The organism is Enterococcus sp. H57 (assembly GCF_003112495.1).
Lineage (GTDB): Bacteria > Bacillota > Bacilli > Lactobacillales > Enterococcaceae > Enterococcus_B > Enterococcus_B faecium.
This window is the reverse complement of record NZ_BEHC01000071.1, coordinates 1-1,062: the sequence shown is the minus strand read 5'-3', so window position 1 is coordinate 1,062 and position 1,062 is coordinate 1. Positions and strand designations below refer to the sequence as shown.

The following is a 1,062-nucleotide window of genomic DNA, read 5'->3' as shown; positions in this document are numbered from 1 at the left end:
TCTTAATTGTCAAATTAAGTTAGACAGATCATCAATACTTACGTAACTCAAAAATACTTCCAAAGGTGTTCGATAATCCAGTGATTTTCTAGGAATATTATTTCGTTTAGATGCGACAGATTGAATAAAAAATTCATCTACTGAATTGAAATCCATAGATTTCAATAAACCATCTCTACGTAACAATCCGTTAGAATTCTCGTTTAGGCCTCTTTGAGACGGCGTTCCTGGATCAGCGAAATAAATGGCAATATCATTGACATTACTGATCTGTTTCCAATTTGAAAATTCCTTTCCACAATCAAAAGTGATGGATTTGAATAGGTTTTTCGGTACAGATTCAAACCATTGATTTAATTTTTTTTCAATATCAATCGCTTGTCTACCACACGGTTTCAATGTGATGATAACTTTTGATAATCGTTCAACTAAGGTAATTACAGCACTTTTATGTTTCAGACCTACGATAGTGTCACCTTCAAGGTGACCAAACTCATTTGAGAATTGGCTATAATCCTTTTCACGTTCATGAATAGAGCGGCGGAAAGTTTGTTTTCCACGTCTTTCTTGATGTCCATTCGGTTTACGCTTGCCTTTCATCGGTAAGTCAGAAGAATCAAATAGCCCCTTTTTGAACATACGATAAATGGTACGAGCAGAACAACTAATAGGAAACGCTGCACGACCAACAATCACATCGGGTGTCCATCCTTGAACAACCTTTCTTTGAATATATTCTGATTGTTCCTCGGGTAAAACAAGCGGACGTCTACCACAGTTTGATTTGTTTTTCTTATACTGTTGATAATATTCTAAGGCTGATTTTCCTTGCTTGAAGAACAGATATACTTTATGGATCGTTTGTCTTGAACGATTCAAGCAATGGGCAGTTTTAGCAACAGATTGATTCATTTTGAAATAAGACTCTATTATTACAAGTTCATCCGTTGTAAGATGGGTATAGGTCATTTGTACTCACTCCTTATAATTCTTTGGTCGGAACTATTTTGAGTGTAGCACAAATGACTTTTTTAGTTGTCTAGCTTAATTTTACAATCGGCG

1 protein-coding gene is annotated in these 1,062 nt (G+C 35.4%); it reads right to left on the bottom strand.

Annotated features, from left to right (window positions below):
* Positions 1–9: 9 nt before the first annotated feature.
* On the bottom strand, positions 10–969 hold the full coding sequence (locus DIZ30_RS12145; RefSeq protein ID WP_002301399.1) for an IS30 family transposase: 960 nt from the start codon (positions 967–969) through the stop codon (positions 10–12).
* Positions 970–1,062 lie beyond the last annotated feature (93 nt).